The organism is Neorhizobium fuzhouense (genome assembly GCF_042611105.1).
In the GTDB taxonomy this organism is placed as follows: domain Bacteria; phylum Pseudomonadota; class Alphaproteobacteria; order Rhizobiales; family Rhizobiaceae; genus Neorhizobium; species Neorhizobium galegae_A.
Genome location: NZ_JBHFFP010000001.1, coordinates 661,950 through 678,828, shown reverse-complemented (window position 1 = coordinate 678,828; position 16,879 = coordinate 661,950). Strand labels below are relative to the sequence as shown.

Here is a 16,879-nt window from a genome sequence, read left to right as displayed (position 1 = left end):
AACGCAGCGTTAAGCGCACCTTAACGCGGAATCGGTAATCGTTTGCAACAGGATACCCTGCCGTACGGCGTCGCGCCAGTCACTGCGGTTTCCCCTATGGAACATGCAAGATCGGGTTGCGCTCGGCACGCTGCCCGCACGACAGGACAGGACGCAATGCAACCGGCAGCTGACCAAAGCCGGCTCCCTCGGGCGGGAGCCAACCGGACCCTGCAGACGGTCCTGCCATGACCGTTCCCGGGCAGACGGAAGGCCTTGCCGCCTCCTTGATGATGGACATGGTTGCCGACGCGATCTCCGGGGCCGTGCTGATCTATGATCGCGACGATATGATCGTGTTTGCAAGTCCGCAGGTCTTGAGCTTCCTGCCGGCGCTTTCGGTCGCACCCGCGCCCGGCACGCGGCTTCGCGATCTTCTGGGCGCCATCTACGACGGTGGCGGCTATAGTGGCGATCTGTCCGGTGGCGTGGAGCATCGCTGCATCCGCCGCGAGGACTGGATTTCCGGCGAGATCGCCGCCCTCTGGCGCGAGCGCTGCGAAACGGTGGTGCGCCGCGACGGCGACCGCTGGATGAGCCTTTCCCGCCGCCGCCTGCCGTCCGGCCATGGCACCTGCGTCATCCGCGATGTCTCGGAACTGCGCCGCCGCGAAGATCAGTGGCGAACGGACCTCGAACGGGTCCAGCTCACGGAGGAAATCCTCGATACGCTGCCTTTCCCGGTGATCGTTCGGGATCGCCATCTCGTCTGCGTGGCTGTCAACAAGGCGGCGGAACGGCTGTATGGCCGCCCGGTGGATGAAATTCTCGGTCGCCGGGCGGATGAACTGCATGCGTCGGAGCCCGCGGTCCATATCGATGCCACCAACCGGAAGGTTCTGGAGACCGGCGTGCCGTTTTCCATCGGGGTCCAGATCATTCCCCCGGATGAGCAGCCCTCCTGCTATCTCCTGCGCAAATTCCGCGTCGGCAAGCCCGGCCGCTACTGCGTCGTGACGGTGATGGAGGACGTGGCCGATGTGCTGGCAAGCGGCGGGCAGCCGGAATGGAATTTCGCCGGTCTCGAGGGTGTCGATTTCATCGTCTCGGATCTCGGCCGGCAGAGGCGCGAGGAGCAGGGGCCGCAGGGCGTGACGGCGGCGAGCATCGCCGGTTGCCGGGTTCTGCTGGTTACCGACGACCGGGCGGTAGAGGAGGAAGGGGTCTCGCTGCTCCTTGCTGCAGGTTTTGATGCGACCGCTGCCCGCAATGGTCGCGAGCTTGCCGCGCTCCTCGCCGTCGTTCGCGACAGGCAGGTGTCGGTTGATCTGATCGTGGTCGATGCAGCCATGGATTTCGCCTGCCTGGAGGCGGCCCGGGCGTCCGGCATCGACGTTCTAGTGCTCGAAGCCTTCCAGATCGCCCGCGAGCTAGTCCCCTCGGTCAAGCGGCGCTTCCGCCAGCCGCGCGCCCCAAAGGCGGAGCCGGAGGATCAATGGCAGATCTCCACCGCCACGCCGGTCGATGTCCTGGTGGCGGAGGACAATGCCGTCAACCAGATCGTCTTTTCGCAGATCCTCGAAGGTCTTGGTTATCGCTACGCGATTGCGTCCGACGGCGAGGAGGCGGTTCGGCTGTTTCGCGAACTTCAGCCGCGCATCGTCCTGATGGATATCACGCTGCCACGCCTCAACGGCTTCGAGGCCGCATCGGCGATCCGCGAGCTGGAGACGGTGCCCGGCGCGGTGCCGATCATCGGCGTGCTCTCGCCGGCTGTCGAAGGCGACCGCGACGCCTGCTGGGCGGCCGGCATGGACGATGTGGTGATGAAACCGCTGAGTCCTGATCTTTTGGAGGAGACATTTCGCCGGCATCTGGCAGACGATGGCGCCGAGAGGCGCCACCGCGACGGCGTGCGTTTAGCGCAAAGGGAATACCGCTAGTCGCAAAGCCATGCTTTGTTAATCTTTCGCCAGCATTGTGCGCCAAGGCCAGACATCCGGGGGACACGGTTTTATGAAGTCGGCGGGCGATCCGTTGCCAGACGTCAGTCAGATTGAACTGCAGGCGATGGCGTACCGGGATCCTCTGACGGGCCTGGGCAATCGTTATCGGCTGCGCGACAAGGTGCGTCTGATTGCCGCCGAGCGGGCCGATGACCCGGCGCCCTTCACCCTGGGCATCGTCAATCTCGATGGCTTCAAGCCGATCAACGACCTTTTCGGATCGGAAGCCGGGGACGAGATCCTCTGCCAGGTTGCCTTTCGCCTGAAAGCCTGCATCCCCGATGGCGCGACCGTCACCCGCCATGAGGGCGACGAGTTTGCCGTGCTCCTGCCTCTGGTGTTCGAGAAGCTGAGCGCCGAACGGCTGGGCCAGATGATCAAGGACGTGCTGTCGGCCCCCTATGACCTCGGCGATCGCCATGTGCGCCTGTCGGCTTCGCTGGGCTTTGCCGTCTACCCCTTCGCTGGAGCCGAGTTCGAGGAACTGCTGAAAAGTGCCGAAACCGCGCTTTACCGGTCCAAGCGGCGTGGACGCGGGCAGATCACCGTCTATTCGCGCGAAATCGCCCAGGAAATGAAGCGGTCGACGCAGCTCGAACAGGCGCTGCGCAATGCCATCATCGCCGACGCCGTCGAGGTGTATTTCCAGCCCATCGTGCGCATTCGTGATGCCTCTGTCGTCGGCTTCGAGGCGCTTGCCCGCTGGAACGATCCGGATCTCGGCTTCGTCTCGCCTGCCGTCTTCGTTCCCCTTGCAGAGGAGCGCGGCTTCATCGATGCGCTGTCGCACGCGCTGTTGCGAAAGGCTGCGGAAGCGGCCCTGTCCTGGCCGCGCGAGCTGTTCCTGTCGTTCAACCTGTCTTCCGCGCAACTGATGGATAGCGGCACGGCCGGCGCCATTTTGAGCACACTCTCGCGCGTCGGGCTCGACCCTGCCCGGCTGGAACTGGAAATCACCGAGACGGCGGTAATGACATCGGCCGATACGGCCGAGCGGATCATTGCCGATCTTCGCCGTGTCGGCGTGCGCATCGCGCTCGATGATTTCGGCACCGGCCAGTCGAGCCTCGGGCGCCTGCGCGATTTTACCTTCGACAAGGTGAAGATCGACCGCGCCTTCATATCCCGCATCACCGTTGATCGTGCCACCGAACATATCGTCCGGGCGATCATTGCCATGTGTGACGGGCTCGGTCTTGAAGTGGTTGCGGAAGGCATCGAGGAGCAGGCCGATGCCGAGAAGCTGAGAGCCCTCGGCTGCGCCATGGGGCAAGGCTATTATTACGGTCGCCCGGTCGATGCGGCGGCAACGCAGCATTATCTGCAACAGCACCTGCGTATCGGCGACCGCTCCGGCGAGAGCCGCGAAACCGCCTGACGCTGCGCTTGCTCCAGGTGCATCCATAGAAAAAGGGCGACACCTGCGTGCCGCCCTCATCCGCTTGTCCCTGTGAGGCAATGCGTCTCTCGTTCCGGGACCCGCCGTAAAGATTACGGCTGGGTGGTCGTCGACGGGGCAGTTGCACCGCCTGCAGCAGGGGCCGGGGTCGTTGCAGCGCCACCGGTGGACGAGGTGGTTGTGGCGTCCGTTGCGCCGTTGGTCGAAGCCGTGGAGGCCTGATCATCCAGCGTCTTGAATTCCGGTGCGGCCTTCAGCGCATCAGCCGTTTCAGCCGTCGTCAGACGGATGTCGTTGCTGTCGGCTTCGCGGGTGACCGTGATCTTGTCCATCGGAACTGCGACGTTCTTCTGGCCGATGCCGAGGAAGCCGCCGACGCCGACCACGGCTGCGACAATGCCGCCATCCTGTTCCAGAATGAGGTCGGTCACGCTGCCGATGCTCTTGTCTTCGCCGTTATAGATCGACTTGCCGATATAATCATTGGCGCTGATCTGGTTCTGCGCCTGCTCGGTCAGGTATTCGCCGGTCATTCCAGCGCCAGCAGCGGACGTCGTTCCGGTCGTCGCAGCCGACGGCATCGTGGTCTGGGTCTGGGCCGAGGGGGCCGCAGGGGTTGCGGTCTGAGCAAGCGCGGGTGCGACTGCTGTGGAGGCCATCAGTACGGCAGCGGCTGCCATGGTGCTAAGGGTCTTCTTCATATCGTACCTACCTTTTTATCTGTTTTCGATCTGACGCGGTGACCAGAGTGGTCTTCCGTGTCGGTTCGAGGAGAGAATGCGGAGGAGGCTCGATAGTTCCGAAGGCATCTGCCAAAAAAATAGGCGAAAACGCGGGAACGTTTTCGCCTGATCTTTGTTTGTGCCCGCCTTCGCAGGGAGGGTGAAAGCGGTTGCCTTACAGGATGTAGGCCGGTTCCGGCCGCCCCTTCACCGTAATGCCGAGGTCAAACAGGAAGCCTGCCTGCGGATCGCTTTCGCGTTCCTCGGCGCTTGCCCCTTCATAGGCGGTGGTGACGGCGATGCGATCCAGATCCTTGCCGAAGAAGGCGGGGCAGGAGGTACGGGCAGTCGGAAGCGCATAGCGGGCGGCATGGCTGCCATCGGGACGGTAGCAATCCACCGCCGATGCGCCCCAGCGGGCATTCCAGACATTGCCCTCGGCGTCGCAGACGGAGCCATCCGGGCCACCGGAGGGGCCGCTTTCGACGAACACTTCGGCCTTGCCAGCCGGAAGGCCGGTTGCCGCATCGAGCGCTACGTGCATGATCTTGCCGATGCGGGTATCCGTATAATAGCCGGTTGCGCCATCGGGCGAGAAGCAGATGGAATTGGGGATGCTGACACCGGCAAACATCCGGGTGATGACGCCCCTGGCGACATGATAAATGGAGCCGGCGCCGTCTTCGGCCTTCAGCCCCATGGTGCCGATCCAGAGCGCGCCGGAGGGGTGAACCCGACCGTCATTCGAGCGGGTGCCCATATGGGCCGGTTCCAGCTCGCGGTAGAGGGTCAATTCGCCCGTTGCGACATCGCGGATGAAGAGGCCCTTTTCGGATGCCATGAGCTGGCGCCCGTCATCGATGCGGGCAAGAACGCTGGCCCTAAACGGCAGCGCGTGGATGCGCGCGGCACCGCTCGTCACGTTCAGCTCATGCAGTTGCTGCCCCAGAATGTTGAACCACCAGAGCGTATCGGTTGCCGCGTCATAGGTCGGGCCTTCGCCGAGCTCCAGGCCTTGCGACGAGAGAACCGAGCCGTTGAAATCGATCACCTGCGTCATGCGCGCGCCTCCATGGCCCGATCATAGGCCTCGATGGTGATGCGGCCCTTGGCGACGACCTCGGCTGGCGTCATGCCCGGCTTGTAAAGGCTGGAGCCAAGGCCGAAGGCAGTGATGCCGCCCTTGATGTACTCGCCGAAATTGGCGTCCGATACGCCGCCGACGGCCGCGATGATCAGATCCTTCGGCAGCACGGCGCGGATGGCATTGATGCCGGAGGGGCCAAGCACGCTTGCGGGGAAGAATTTAAGCCCGGTCGCGCCGGCGCGGGCGGCGGCGAGCGCCTCGGTTGCGGTAAAGCAGCCGGGAAGCGTTACCATGCCCTTTTGCGCGGCAAGCGAAATCACCGCCGGCTCGACATTGGGGCTGACCATCAGACGTCCGCCGGCCGCCTCCAGCGCTTCGACATCCTCGACCGTCAGCACGGTGCCGGCACCGATCAGGCACTCGGCCGGCGCAAGCTTTGCCGCCATCTCGATGGAGCGGAACGGATCGGGTGAATTGAGCGGGATCTCGATGGCGGTAAAGCCCACCTCGATCAGGCCGCCGACGACGGCTTCCGTTTCGCCGGGCGTCAGGCCGCGCAGGATTGCGACCAGCGGCCGCTGCATCGGGGGAAAGGGAACGCGGGTCATGCGGATATCCTTGCATCGGGAAAGAAAAGGGTTTGGGCGGCAGCGGCCAGGCCGTTTCGCACGGCAAGATCGGCATCGACTGTCCGATAGGCAAGGCCAAGTGCGGCAAAGGCTGCCTCGTAGAGCCCCTGCAGGCGACCCGACGCGACCAGCTCGACCGTATCGACCGTGCCACCGGCGGCAAACAGGCCACCGGCGATTTCCGCGCCGATCAGCGTGCCGGAGAGGCGTGCGGCGGCACTTGTCGCATCAAGCCCGTTCAGCAACTGGCTGGAGCGGGCGGTAAAGACGAGGTTGGTCAGCATGGCAGGGGCGGATGAGGCCTTGGCGACCGCCGACAGAAAGGCCGGATGCGTGCCATCGAACCCTTCGGCACCGGCCACCGCATGTTTCAGGATCGACTGTTTTGACAAGACGTCAAAAACTTCGCCGGTCATGAAGGAGGCAAAGCTTGTGACGCGGCCGTCTTCGACATTCACCCATTTCGAATGGGTGCCGGGCATGCAGACCAACTGCTTGCCGCGGGAGGCGGTGCCGAGCGCACCGAGAAGCTGGGTTTCCTCGCCGCGCATCACGTCCGGTGCGTCGGCTGCGCGCTGGGCAATGCCGGGCAGGATGCGGATGTCGCGGCTCTCGCCGGGCACGGAAACCGCGCCCTCAAGAACAGAGGAGAGCGGGGCAGGCGCATCGGCATAGCCGGCCTCCACCCAGCCCTGGCGGGCGCCGGCCATGCCGCAGATGATGACCGGCAGGTTTGCCGGCGCCGAGACGGCGGCAAGATGAGCGTTGAGCACGTTTGCAAAGCCGGTTTCGGCGGCGGTCGTCATGCCTTCGCCGCTGCGGCGTTCGGCAAGAACGGTATGTCCGGCATCCATCAGCCAGAGCCGGAAACTGCTGGTGCCCCAGTCCACGGCGATATAGGCGGCCTCAGCCATCAGAGCGTTCCTCCATCTACGGTCAGCCATTGCGCCGTCATGCCGGCGGATGCGGTGGAGGCGAGAAACAGGCATGGCCCCACCATGTCCTCGGCCATCAGGCTGCGTTTCAGGCACTGGCGATCGATCATCGCGCGGATGCTGTCGTCCGTCAGCCACAATTCCTTCTGCCGCTCCGTGACCACCATGCCGGGCAGGATGGCGTTGACGCGGATATTGTCGGGACCCAGCCGTCCTGCAAGGCTTTTCGTCAGCCCCAGAATGCCGGCCTTGGCCGTCGCATAGCTCGGCAGGCTGCCCATGTTGAGCAGAAACGCGATGGACGACAGGTTGACGATGGCGCCATTACCATCCGCCTTCAGATGGGGCGCCGCGGCCTTGGCGGCAAAGAACATCTGCTTGAGGTTGATCGCCTGGTTGTCGTCCCAATAGGCTTCCGTCACGTCGAAAAGCTCATGCCGGTCGTCCCAGCCGGCATTGTTGACCAGAACGCCGAGGCCGCCGCAGCGCTCAGCGGCCGTTGCAACGGCATCTTCGACGGCGTTCATGTCGCGCAGGTCCGCCTTCAGATAGGTGACCGGATGGCGGCTGTCGCGGAGAAGGTCGGAAACCAGCGCCTCGCTCGGCCCCTCCGCCCGGTCGATGAAGGCGACGCGGGCGCCCTGACGGGCAAAGGCGCGCGTGAAGGCGGCGCCGATGCCGGAACCGCCGCCGGTAATCAGCACGCCGCGGTCTTCCAGATCGGCAAAGCGGAAGGAGGGATTGAGGCTCACGGGTAGGATCCTGATGTTCCAATATATGGAACTCTGTTTGACTAAATGGAATAAAGAGAATAAACCGGGGGATGTGTCAAGCCGCCTTTGCGGCCGATCCTTCTCCACCACTGGCCGGGACCGCCCATTGCCTCACCTCTCGTCAGATCCTGATCGCCCCGACGCGGCAGAACTGGAGCCGCAAAACGCCGCCGGTGATACCGGCACACTCGGCAAGGCCGTGGCGCTGCTGGATCTCGTCGCCCGGGCCGATACCCCACCACGCTTTACCGATCTCCTCAAGCAGACCGGCCAGCCGCGCGGTAGCCTGCACCGGCAATTGCGGCATCTGGTGCTGGAGGGATTGATCGACCTGTCGCCGGACGGCGTCTACACGCCGGGCCTTCGCCTCCTGCAATTTGCCTCGCGTGCCTGGGCGCGCAACTCGTTCCGGCTGGTGGCCGAGCCGCACCTGACGCGCCTTCACGAAACGACTGGCGAGACGGTGCATCTCGGTGTGCTGCGCGATTGCGAGATCGTCTATCTCGACAAGATCGAAAGCCGGCAGGCGGTGCGCATGCATTCGCAGGTGGGCAATTCCGCACCCGCCTATTGCACCGGCGTCGGCAAGGTGTCGCTGTCCTGTCTTTCCGACGAGGATCTCCATCGTCGCTGCGCGCGCATGGCCTTCGACGCCTATACACAAGCGACACTGTCCGATGCCGCGGCGCTTCTGGCGGAAATTGAAAAAATCCGCAGCCGCGGCTTTGCCTATGACCTGGAGGAGCACCAGCCGGGCATCCGCTGCGTGGCTGCGGCCATTCATGCGCCGGCGGCCGGAATTGTCGGGGGGATTTCCGTCACGGCGCCGGCCTTTCGCGCCGGGCCGGAGCAGTTGGAGGCCTGGGCCGGGCCGGTTTGCGCGGCGGCCAGCGCCATTGTGGCCGATATCGCCCGCCGCCTTGGGCCGCGACGCTGAAAAACGCTCGGATTTTACGAAAACTGTCAAAAATCCGGAACTGAGTGTTTGTCAAATACAACCAATCATGGCATGATTGGGGCATGATGATTGCGGCCATGATGGCATCTACGCAAGACCGGCCTGTTGGTTGCCGGCTCGATGTCACCCCGAAGACCTGTTCTGCCTGTTAAGGCATCAAAGACCGGCTTTCGGGGACGCTCTAACCAAGATTGTCATGAAAGATGGATAAGACCGAAAGCTTCGACGCCACCTCCAGCGTGGCCGCCCGTGTGGCGGAACTCAAATCCCTTCCGACGCAATTCGACATTTTCCGCTTCATGCGCCGCATCACCGAAAGTTACGGATGCCGCATGTTCATCGTGTGCGAGCTGCCGTCCACGACGACGCTGGAGCTTTCCGGCAATACGATCATTACCAACTGGCCGTCCGAACTGATGTCGAATTTCGATCAGGCGGGCCTTTTGCAGACGAGCCCGGTGCTGCAGCGTCTGCGCACCTCCACGCTGCCGGTCACCTATTCCATGGCCGAGATTGCGCTGGCGCGCGGCAACATGGTCTCCTGCGAGATTTTCCAGCGGTTCGGCATGGGCGGCGGCGTCTTCTTCCCCGTCCATGATGCCGCAGGCAAGCGTGGCACCGTCGGGTTTTCTGGCGAAGGCGTGCTGTTTACCGTGCTGCAGATGCTGGAGCTCTTCTATATATCGGTGCACGTCTACCAGCGCCTGGCCGAGATCCGCGATATCGACATCAAGGTCACCGAGCATTTGAGCGACCGCGAGCTCGATTGCCTGAACTGGACGTCTGCCGGAAAGACCAGTGCGGAAATCGCTGAGATCCTGACCCTGTCGGAACACACGGTTAACCATTATCTCAATCGCGCCACCAAGAAACTCGATGCAGTCAACCGCACACAGGCCGTTGCCAAGGCACTGCGCCTGAAACTGATCGCTTGAGAGGCAGTTCGAGCTGCCTTTATTTCATTCACGCTCAAGTTTTAGTCATGACGGGCCGGGAACATCTACTTGCGGCCCGGATTCCGGCCGCTTTCCTCCATAAACGCCTGTTTCTACAACTGGCACGCATCCTGCATCCTCTCCGGCATGTCCAGAGGGGACAAAAAGCGTCCCAAGAGACGCATGCAACAAAAGCCGTCGTCTGAGCTTCGCGCGTCGATCCGACTGCTGCAGGCCTCAGGCGGCGGCTTTAATACTTGTTGCCCGCCGCCCGATGCACCACCTATAAGTCCGACCGGACACGCTGCGCCAGATGCCTTGCAGGAGGCGTCCCCGAAAGGGAGGATGTGGCGTGATGCACGGGGCAAGGGAGTTTGATATGGCCGAGGTTACCAAGGATATCGTGCTTGCGGCGCTGTCGCGCGTGCGCGGGCCGGATCTGGAAGGCGATATCGTATCGCGCAACATGGTGTCCGACGTCTTCATTGCCGATGGCAAGGTCTATTTCTCGATCACCGTGCCGGCCGAGCGGGCCAAGGAACTGGAGCCGCTGCGAGTTGCCGCCGAAAAGACGGTGACGGCGATCGAGGGCGTGCGCGGTGCGCTGGTGACGCTGACGGCCGACCGCAAGGCCGGTGCCGCGCCCGCCCGTCCGACACAGCCCACCGCCCCGCATGACCATGCCGGCCACGGCCACAGCCACGCGCCGCAGGCACGTAGCCCCGGCCAGCCGGCGCCGCCCCAGCGGGCGCAGAAGGCCGGCGTGCCGGGCGTCGGCGCCATCATTGCGGTCGCCTCCGGCAAGGGCGGCGTCGGCAAATCCACCACGGCCGTCAATCTCGCGCTCGCCATGATGGCGAACGGGTTGAAGGTCGGCCTTCTGGACGCCGATATCTACGGCCCCTCCGTGCCGCGTCTCTTGAAGATTTCCGGCCGGCCGCAGCAGATCGAGAACCGCATCATCGTGCCGATGGAAAATTATGGCCTGAAAGCCATGTCCATGGGCTTTCTGGTCGATGAAGAGGCCGCGATGATCTGGCGCGGTCCGATGGTGCAATCGGCGATCCTGCAGATGCTGCGCGAAGTGGCCTGGGGTGAGCTGGATGTGCTTGTCGTCGACATGCCGCCCGGCACCGGCGATGCACAGCTGACGCTTGCCCAGCAGGTGCCGCTTGCCGGCGCCGTCATCGTCTCGACGCCGCAGGACCTTGCCCTCATCGATGCCCGCAAGGGCATTGCCATGTTCCGCAAGGTGGAGGTGCCGCTGCTCGGCATCATCGAGAACATGAGCTATTTCCTCGCCCCCGATACCGGCACGCGCTACGATATTTTCGGTCATGGCGGCGCACAGGCGGAAGCGGCCCGCATCGGCGTGCCCTTCCTCGGCGAAGTGCCCCTCACCATGGATATCCGCGAACGTTCGGATGCGGGAACGCCGGTCGTCGTCTCGGATCCCAACGGCGCCTCCGCACAGATCTACCGTGACATCGCCCGGCGCGTGGCGCAGGAACTGACGGGAATGAAGCCGCGACCGGCGCCGTCCATCGTCTTCGACTAGCCGTATCTGATTCGTTTCGCTTGCATTCGTCATTGAGTGGTCTTATACGCCCGTCTCGCTTGGGACGGGGGAACTGTATGTTGGCCCTTTACGTTCAATTGTGTCGGTCGATCGGGCGCCGGCGCGGAGACGCTGCTTGATCAATGCCTATCGTGCCAATGGCCTTCATACGGTGCTTTCTCCGGACGTTCCCGGCCAGAGCCTGACGAGCGATATCGTCTGGATCGATCTCGTCGCGCCCTCGCACGAGGAAGACCGGCTGGTGGAAGATCTTCTCGGGATCGAGGTGCCGACCCGCGACGACCTGAAGGATATCGAGCCCTCCAGCCGTCTCTATGTGGAAAAGGATGCCGTTTTCATGACGGCTTCGCTGGTCTTCAAGGCCGATACCCACAATCCGCAGATCACCGATGTCGCCTTCATCCTCGCCGGCGGGCGGCTGGTGACGGTGCGCTATGCGGAGCCGAAATCCTTCAACCTGTTCATCGCAGCGCTGGGCCGGGCTCCGGACGAGACCTGCGACGGGCGGATGCTGCTTGCCCACCTCATCGAGACGATCGCCGACCGCACGGCAGAAATTCTCGAAACGGTGGTCGCGCGCGTCGACCAGTTGTCGAACGACATCTTTCGCGGCCGCGACGAGCGCCGCCCTCCGAAATTCCTCGAGCACAAGCTGGCCGAGATCGCCGAGTGCCATCGCCTCGTCGGCAAGGTGCGCGACAGTCTGAGCTCGCTCTCGCGCGTTCTCTCCTTCCTTCTCAACGTGCCCGCCGTCCAGGAGGACACCAAGGTGGTCAGCCTCTGCGCCACGGTTGTGAAGGATGTCGCAACGCTCTCGGAACATGCCGCCTTCATTGCCGGCAATATCGCCTTTCTTCTCGATGCCTCGCTCGGCCTCATCAATGTCGAGCAGAATGCCATCATCAAGATCTTCTCGATCGCCTCGGTGGTGTTTTTGCCGCCGACGCTGGTGGCTTCCGTCTACGGCATGAATTTTCGCGCAATGCCCGAACTGGACTGGACGTTCGGATATCCCATGGCCCTTGTCGGCATGTTGATCTCCGCCATCGTTCCGTTTTACTTTTTCCGCTGGAAGGGCTGGCTCTAAGCGCCAGGAAACCGGATGTCACACGCAGCTGACGACCAAATCGCCGAAAACAAAAGCCTGAAACACTTCCTCGCGCTGACGCTGGGATCTGTGGGCGTCGTCTATGGCGATATCGGCACGAGCCCGCTCTATGCCTTTCGCGAGGCGTTACGCCCGGTCTCGGCCGATGGCCTGACCCAGGCAGAAATCATCGGCATCATCTCGCTGATGATCTGGACGCTGACGATCATCGTCACCATCAAATACGTGCTGTTCCTGCTGCGCGCAGACAACCATGGCGAAGGCGGCACGCTGTCGCTTCTGGCCATGCTGATGAAGACGGCCGGCGGCAACAAGGCAGTCCTGATGATGCTCGGCCTCATCGGGGCGGCGCTTTTCCTGGGCGACGCGATGATTACGCCGGCCCTTTCGGTGCTTTCGGCCGTCGAGGGGCTGAAGCTTGTCACGCCCGCCCTCAGCGAGGCGGTGCTGCCGATTTCCATCGTCATCCTCATCGGCCTTTTTGCCATCCAGTCGCAGGGCACGGGGCTCGTCGCGCGCTTCTTCGGGCCGATCACGCTGGTCTGGTTCATCGTCATGGGCGCCGGCGGCATTGCCCATATCACCGATGATGTGAGCATTTTCCGCGCCTTCAACCCCATCTATGCCGTCACCTTCATGCTGGACGAGGGCTATGTCGGCGTCGTCGTGCTGGGCGCCGTCTTCCTCACCGTCACCGGCGCGGAAGCGCTCTATGCCGATCTTGGCCATTTCGGTCGCCGGCCGATCCAGTGGGCCTGGTTCGTGGTGGTCTTTCCGGCGCTGACGCTGAACTATCTCGGGCAGGGCGCGCTGGTGCTGAAGCATCCGGAGGCGATGGAAAACCCGTTCTACCTGATGTTTCCGAGCTGGGCGCTGCTGCCTGTCGTCATCCTTGCAACGGCTGCCACCATCATTGCGAGCCAGGCCGTGATTACCGGCGCCTTCTCGCTAGTACGCCAGGCGATCCATCTCGGCTATCTGCCGCGCATGGAAATCCTCTTCACCTCGGAAACCAATACCGGGCAGATCTTCCTGCCAGGCGTCAACATGCTGCTCTTGATCGGCGTTCTGGCGCTGGTGCTGGGCTTTGAAAGCTCCGATGCGCTTGCCACCGCCTATGGCATCTCCGTCACCGGCGCGATGGTGGTGACGACGCTGATGGCGTTCGAATTCGTGCGCGCGCGCTGGCGCTGGCCGCGCACCGTGGCGGCGCTTGCTCTCGCGCCGCTTCTGGCGCTGGAACTGGTCTTCCTCGGCGCAAACCTTCTGAAGATCCATGACGGCGGATATGTGCCTGTCATGATGGCGGTGGCCTTCACGGTGGTCATGTGGACATGGAAGCGCGGCACGGCAATTCTGGCGGAAAAAACCCGCCGCTCCGACGTGCCGCTGGCGGCCTTCGCCGCCTCCATCGAAAAATCGATCAGCGGCAAGAGCGCCCATGCCCCCGTGAGCGTCCCGGGCACGGCGATTTTTCTTACCAGCGATCCGGAATCGGCGCCGGCGGCGCTCATGCACAATCTCAAGCACAATCACGTGCTGCATGAAAAGAATGTCATCCTCACCATCAAGACGGTGAACAAGCCGCGCGTTTCCCAGGAACACTGTTTCCATGTGGAGAAATTTTCCGACCGCTTTACGCTGATCGAGCTGCGTTTCGGCTTCATGCAGTCGCAGAATGTCTCGCAGGCCATTGCCTACCTGCGCAAATGCGGGCTGAAGTTCGACATCATGTCGACCTCCTTCTATCTCGGCCGCCGCAAGCTGGTGCCGGATGCCGAATCGGGCATGCCGATCTGGCAGGACCGGCTGTTCATCGCCCTTGCCAATGCCGCAACCGATCCGTCGGACTATTTCCACCTGCCGGCCAACCGGGTGGTTGAGCTTGGATCCCACGTCATCATCTGACGGCCTCACCACAAGTCCCTTGCAGGGCACGTGGCGCCAGTCATTCTGCAGCAGGCAGCGGGCCGTCGCGAAAACATGCTTAACGTCGGCGGCTCCTCTTTCGCCAACTTAAGCCTTCAGGTCGGTAAAATCCCTTAAAAGCCTGGAACATCGGCCCCGTTAACTCTCCGTTTAGGTTAATATCAGATCTTTCGCGGATAAGAGTTGACGTGTTGGAGTTGTGGCTGTGCGTGGCAAGTCTATCAAGCGTGGTTCGCCCACGCGCCTGGACCGGTGGACTTCGCCGGCGCTGTTTGGTCTTGCCGCCTGGCTGATCTTTCCCTCTCTTCCGGGCAAGGCCGATCTTGCCGAGATGCTTTCCGGTTTTGACCGGGCCGGCAGCCAGTGGCGCATGGTTCTGACCGATTCGCCGGCGGGGTCGCTGCACGCGGCAGAACTTGCCTTTCCGGAAGGGGAGGAGCGTCTTGCCCGCGGCGCCGGCATGAGCCTGCCGGACGGCAGGCGCATTGCCTTTGCCGCCGCAACCAAGGCCGGCGATGAGGCGTCAACCGATGAAGAGCGCGTCAATCGTTCGATAAAACGCGGCCGCGTGATTGCGGTGGAGCGGATGCAGCCCCCTAAGGATTTTACCGCAGGCTCGGTTCTGCAACGGCAGAGTTCGCTGCTCTTGCCGCCTGCCGCATCCGGCGAGCGCACCGCCCTTGCAAAGCCGGGCAAGGCCGGCAACGAGATCAAGCTTGCCGCCTTCTATTTCCGCAAGAAGGAAGAAAAGCCGCGCGAGCCGGATCTCTCGCCCATGGTGGCAAGCCTTGTCACCAATACGCACGCGGATAGTCTTGCCACGGCCTTTGCGCCGCAAAAACCTGATTTTTCCCGCCAGTCGCCCTTCGATGCGATCCTGAAGAAACCGGAGGAGGGGCGCTTCGTGCCCGAAATCGGCCCGAAGGACCATGCCTGGGCGGCAACGGCGCTGCCGGCCGAAGTCTTCTCCGCCGCCGAACAGCAATGCCTGTCGTCGGGCATCTATTTCGAGGCGCGCGGCGAATCGGTGAAGGGCCAGGCGGCGGTCGCGCAGGTGATCCTCAACCGGGTGCGCAATCCCGCCTATCCGAAAACCATCTGCGGCGTCGTCTACCAGAACGAGGACTGGCGCAACCGCTGCCAGTTCTCCTTTGCCTGCGACGACATCAAGGACCGCATCCGTTCCGAAGAGCACTGGAAAATGGCCCGCGAGGTCGCCATCGCCGTGACGGCGGGCAAGATCTGGCTGCCGGAAGTGGGCTCTGCCACCCATTATCACGCCGTCTATGTGCGCCCCAAATGGGCCCGCAGCATGGAGAAGGTCGGCCGCATCGGGCTCCACATCTTCTACCGCACCTATGGCGGCGGATGGAGTTGAAATGTGTGATTTGCTCAACAACCGATCACGACTTCGTCTGGTTGTGACTTAAACGATTGAATTTCCGAATTAAATTAGTTCTGGATGAGCGCCCTGTGCTGCCTTGACTATGGGTTCGCGCAAAACTATGGTGCGCCGACTTCAAAACGGCCGGAAGGCGCTTATTCCCGGGCTTCGAGAGAGGCTTTGACCTCCGGTCAGGGCAACGGAAGCTTGAGGGGGGACTTAAGTGACGGAAGACCGCGACGATAGTCTTGAGCAGCGCCGCAAATCCCTTTCCGCCAAGCTTGCGGACCGGAAGCGGGGCGATGCAGCGGAGACCGCTAAGGAAAAGAGTTCCGAGGAAAGCCGTAAAGGCATGGCTCTCGGGCTGAAGATTTCTTCGGAATTCATCGCTGCCATCGCTGTCGGCACCATGCTTGGCTATCTTCTCGACCGTTTTGCCGGTACGACGCCGTGGGGGATGATCGTTCTTCTCCTCCTTGGTTTCTGCGCCGGAATACTGAACGTCCTGCGTGCGCTTGGCATGGTTGCCCAGCCCGGTCCCTTCAAGGATCAGAGCGACAAGGACGACAGGTGAGACTGCAGGGTGAGATAATCCGCCGAATGCGGCGGGTGTAAGGTAGAAAGAAGGTAGAGCGGTGGCCAACGATCCGACGCATCAGTTCCAGGTCTTCAAGATCGTCCCGATCGAAATCGGCGGCATGGACTTCTCGTTCACCAATGCCTCCCTGTTCATGGTGGCAACCGTTGCGGCCGCCTCCGGCTTTCTCTATTTCTCCACGGCCAATCGCGGCCTCATCCCGACGCGCATGCAGTCGGTTGCGGAAATGTCCTATGAATTCATCGCCTCCATGCTGCGCGAAGGCGCCGGCAGCCAGGGCATGAAGTTCTTCCCGATGGTGTTTTCGCTGTTCATGTTCGTGCTGACGGCAAACCTGCTCGGCATGTTCCCCTATTTCTTCACCGTCACCAGCCAGATCATCGTCACCTTCGCGCTGGCGCTCTTCGTCATCCTGACGGTTCTGATCTACGGTTTCTACAAGCACGGCCTGCATTTCCTCAGTGTGTTTGCGCCAGCCGGCGTGCCCAAGGTTCTGCTGCCGCTGGTCTCGTCCATCGAGATCATTTCCTTCCTGTCGCGCCCGATCAGCCTTTCGGTTCGTCTGTTTGCCAACATGCTGGCAGGCCATATCACGCTGAAGGTGTTTGCCGGGTTCGTCGCCTCCATGAGCGCCATGGGCGCACTGGGCGTCGGCGGCGCGATCCTGCCTCTCTTGATGACGGTCGCCATGACCGGTCTGGAATTTCTCGTCGCTTTCCTGCAGGCATATGTCTTCGCGGTACTGACTTGCATGTACCTGAACGACGCCGTGCACGGCGGGCACTGAGAATATAGTCGCAGGACCCGGCAGCCCTGGGTCCTCAACTGCCGCAACAACCATTTCGAAGGAGTATCCAT

Annotated in this window: 15 protein-coding genes; 10 read left to right on the top strand and 5 right to left on the bottom strand. The window is 62.6% G+C overall.

Going from position 1 to position 16,879, the window contains the following annotated elements; genetic code table 11:
- The first annotated feature begins 227 nt into the window (after positions 1-227).
- Positions 228-1,922: a response regulator gene (locus tag ACEXP3_RS03420; protein WP_377295973.1), complete on the top strand. Its 1,695-nt coding sequence runs from the start codon at positions 228-230 to the stop codon at positions 1,920-1,922.
- A gap of 73 nt (positions 1,923-1,995) precedes the next feature.
- Positions 1,996-3,363 (top strand): putative bifunctional diguanylate cyclase/phosphodiesterase, encoded by a 1,368-nt coding sequence (locus ACEXP3_RS03415; protein WP_377295972.1) that lies wholly within the window; start codon positions 1,996-1,998, stop codon positions 3,361-3,363.
- A gap of 113 nt (positions 3,364-3,476) precedes the next feature.
- Here the strand turns inward: ACEXP3_RS03415 and ACEXP3_RS03410 are convergent, their stop codons facing one another.
- From ACEXP3_RS03410 to ACEXP3_RS03390, 5 genes are all read right to left on the bottom strand, one after another.
- On the bottom strand, positions 3,477-4,085 hold the full coding sequence (locus ACEXP3_RS03410; protein ID WP_210103386.1) for a PRC-barrel domain-containing protein: 609 nt from the start codon (positions 4,083-4,085) through the stop codon (positions 3,477-3,479).
- Between the two features lie 196 nt (positions 4,086-4,281).
- Positions 4,282-5,166 carry an SMP-30/gluconolactonase/LRE family protein gene (locus tag ACEXP3_RS03405; RefSeq protein WP_377295971.1) on the bottom strand — a complete coding sequence of 295 codons (885 nt, stop codon included), beginning with the start codon at positions 5,164-5,166 and terminating at the stop codon, positions 4,282-4,284.
- A complete protein-coding gene (locus ACEXP3_RS03400) occupies positions 5,163-5,801 on the bottom strand; it encodes a 2-dehydro-3-deoxy-6-phosphogalactonate aldolase (RefSeq protein WP_377295970.1) in 639 nt (212 codons plus the stop codon). The genes ACEXP3_RS03405 and ACEXP3_RS03400 overlap by 4 nt, the downstream gene beginning before the upstream one ends.
- Positions 5,798-6,736, bottom strand: a complete 939-nt coding sequence (locus ACEXP3_RS03395) for a 2-dehydro-3-deoxygalactonokinase (protein WP_377295969.1) — start codon at positions 6,734-6,736, stop codon at positions 5,798-5,800. The genes ACEXP3_RS03400 and ACEXP3_RS03395 overlap by 4 nt, the downstream gene beginning before the upstream one ends.
- Positions 6,736-7,509, bottom strand: a complete 774-nt coding sequence (locus ACEXP3_RS03390; RefSeq protein WP_377295968.1) for an SDR family NAD(P)-dependent oxidoreductase — start codon at positions 7,507-7,509, stop codon at positions 6,736-6,738. The genes ACEXP3_RS03395 and ACEXP3_RS03390 overlap by 1 nt, the downstream gene beginning before the upstream one ends.
- Positions 7,510-7,681: 172 nt before the next feature.
- Between ACEXP3_RS03390 and ACEXP3_RS03385 the strand changes: the two genes are divergently transcribed.
- The 8 genes from ACEXP3_RS03385 (at position 7,682) to ACEXP3_RS03350 (ending at position 16,808) form a co-directional block, all read left to right on the top strand.
- The gene (locus ACEXP3_RS03385) at positions 7,682-8,467 is read left to right on the top strand and encodes an IclR family transcriptional regulator (RefSeq protein WP_377296075.1); all 786 of its coding nucleotides are present in this window, start codon (positions 7,682-7,684) and stop codon (positions 8,465-8,467) included.
- A 224-nt stretch (positions 8,468-8,691) separates the two neighbouring features.
- Positions 8,692-9,423: a LuxR family transcriptional regulator gene (locus tag ACEXP3_RS03380; protein ID WP_210103380.1), complete on the top strand. Its 732-nt coding sequence runs from the start codon at positions 8,692-8,694 to the stop codon at positions 9,421-9,423.
- A gap of 379 nt (positions 9,424-9,802) precedes the next feature.
- Positions 9,803-10,981: an Mrp/NBP35 family ATP-binding protein gene (locus tag ACEXP3_RS03375; RefSeq protein WP_377295967.1), complete on the top strand. Its 1,179-nt coding sequence runs from the start codon at positions 9,803-9,805 to the stop codon at positions 10,979-10,981.
- Positions 10,982-11,117: 136 nt separating this feature from the next.
- Positions 11,118-12,089: a magnesium transporter CorA family protein gene (locus tag ACEXP3_RS03370; RefSeq protein ID WP_377295966.1), complete on the top strand. Its 972-nt coding sequence runs from the start codon at positions 11,118-11,120 to the stop codon at positions 12,087-12,089.
- Positions 12,090-12,104: 15 nt separating this feature from the next.
- The gene (locus ACEXP3_RS03365) at positions 12,105-14,018 is read left to right on the top strand and encodes a potassium transporter Kup (RefSeq protein ID WP_377295965.1); all 1,914 of its coding nucleotides are present in this window, start codon (positions 12,105-12,107) and stop codon (positions 14,016-14,018) included.
- 241 nt (positions 14,019-14,259) lie between these two features.
- On the top strand, positions 14,260-15,417 hold the full coding sequence (locus tag ACEXP3_RS03360) for a cell wall hydrolase (protein ID WP_377296074.1): 1,158 nt from the start codon (positions 14,260-14,262) through the stop codon (positions 15,415-15,417).
- A gap of 229 nt (positions 15,418-15,646) precedes the next feature.
- On the top strand, positions 15,647-15,997 hold the full coding sequence (locus ACEXP3_RS03355) for an AtpZ/AtpI family protein (protein ID WP_377295964.1): 351 nt from the start codon (positions 15,647-15,649) through the stop codon (positions 15,995-15,997).
- A 61-nt stretch (positions 15,998-16,058) separates the two neighbouring features.
- Entirely contained in the window at positions 16,059-16,808 is a 750-nt protein-coding gene (locus tag ACEXP3_RS03350) for a F0F1 ATP synthase subunit A (RefSeq protein ID WP_210103376.1), read from the top strand.
- The last annotated feature ends 71 nt before the right edge of the window (positions 16,809-16,879 follow it).